Below are 386 nucleotides of genomic sequence, written 5' to 3'. Positions count from 1 at the left end.
GTGATGGGCATCGGCCCGGTGAGCGCCTGCCGCCAGGCGCTGCATCGCGCCGGCTGGACGCTGGACGAGGTGGACCTTATCGAAGCCAACGAGGCTTTTGCCGTCCAGGCGCTGGCCGTCGGTCAGCTGCTTGAGTGGGATAGCGAGAAGGTCAACGTCAACGGCGGCGCCATCGCCCTGGGCCATCCCATCGGCGCCTCCGGCTGCCGGATCCTCGTCAGCCTGGTGCATGAGATGCAGCGCCGGGGCGCCAGCAAAGGGCTGGCAACCCTGTGCGTCGGCGGCGGCCAGGGCATCGCCATGACCCTACAACGTTAACAGGAGCCACTATGTTTACACCACGCCTGGCGGTACTCGGCGCGGGACTGATGGGCGTCGGTATCGCC

At 67.6% G+C, this 386-nt stretch carries 1 pseudogene; it reads left to right on the top strand.

Annotation, left to right across the window (positions count from 1 at the left end):
- Positions 1-318, top strand: a pseudogene (locus tag FJV41_RS56680) (3-oxoadipyl-CoA thiolase); the annotation flags it as partial.
- Positions 319-386 lie beyond the last annotated feature (68 nt).

This window comes from Myxococcus llanfairpwllgwyngyllgogerychwyrndrobwllllantysiliogogogochensis, from assembly GCF_006636215.1.
In the GTDB taxonomy this organism is placed as follows: Bacteria; Myxococcota; Myxococcia; order Myxococcales; family Myxococcaceae; genus Myxococcus; species Myxococcus llanfairpwllgwyngyllgogerychwyrndrobwllllantysiliogogogochensis.
The sequence above is the reverse complement of the archived record's forward strand: the minus strand, read 5'-3'. Positions and strand labels throughout refer to the sequence as shown.